Genomic DNA, 733 nt, shown 5'->3' on the forward strand with positions numbered 1-733 from the left:
AAACCAAGCTTATCAAATGCTGTTAAGTTATTAGCTGTAACACCACCCATGCCTATTATTTTTTTATTTATGTGATTAACGTTGAAACCACGACCACTATAGCCTTTTTTTGAAATAGATGAAAACACTGGGCTTAGCAAATGGTAATTAAAAATAACTGAACAATTTTCTAGTTCTTCAGGTTCATGAAACGAAGAACTAATGGTTTTTGTTTCTAACAAATTAGATGTTACGTTTAATAATTTAGCGTACTGCGTAATAAATTGTTTTCTATTTATTGAAGATGGCATTGTGCTTAAAACCTGATGCCTTTTGGCTTCTTGAAAATGAATACCCTTTAAATTAAATTGTTTTAATAGCTTATGAAAACGATGCGTTACTATACAATTGTGATATTTTGAATCTATTTGATTTAAGTAATTACAATGTTGCTCATAATTCATATGAGGTTTTCTAAGGTGAAAATACTGCAGCCCGTTTTGAAACAATTGTTGAAGTATATCAATTTCGTTTGTAACGTTATGTTCTGGCGCTATTAAAACTATCATTTTTTATTGAGTTAGGGATTGTAGTGGAAATCCTTTTGCTTTTTCTGCAAAAGATTGCAACGGAAAGCCCGCCCACGCTTTTTCAGCGTGGGAACTCCCTTATTATTATTTACAAATAAATTTCAGATCCTTTTTCTTTAAATTCTTCTGATTTTTCATTCATGCCTTTTTGAAAAATTTCATTG

At 30.6% G+C, this 733-nt stretch carries 1 protein-coding gene; it reads right to left on the reverse strand.

The genetic code is table 11. The annotated features are described in order from the left end of the window. A partial coding sequence (locus FUA24_RS24570) for a beta/alpha barrel domain-containing protein (RefSeq protein ID WP_148546073.1) occupies window positions 1-548 on the reverse strand: 548 nt, incomplete at its 3' end. Between the last annotated feature and the right edge of the window lie 185 nt (window positions 549-733).

The organism is Seonamhaeicola marinus (assembly GCF_008085455.1).